Raw genomic sequence first — 244 nt, forward strand, 5'->3', positions numbered from 1 at the left:
ATGATCAGTCGAGAACTATCGCTCCTGACGGAGCGTTAGTCGAGATACAAGGAGCTGCCGAAGGCTGCGATCTTTTGATCTGGCTTTTGCATTTGTTTTTGCTTTGGCTTTGGCTTTTGATCCGGCTCTTGATCTTTTGCCCCTTCGGCAGGCTTCGTTACGGGATCGATCCGGGCGTGGGAGCGCAGCGACCGTACGACGCAGTCGTACACAGCGGAAGGAGGTGCAGCGAAGCAAACCGTAG

General features: G+C 54.5%; 1 protein-coding gene. It reads right to left on the minus strand.

Annotated elements, in window-relative coordinates:
• Nucleotides 1-35: 35 nt before the first annotated feature.
• The coding region (locus AC0IXA_RS27980) for a hypothetical protein (RefSeq protein ID WP_471814988.1) at nt 36-244 on the minus strand (209 nt) is incomplete at its 5' end.

Source organism: Pseudomonas sp. AC083 (genome assembly GCF_979253165.1).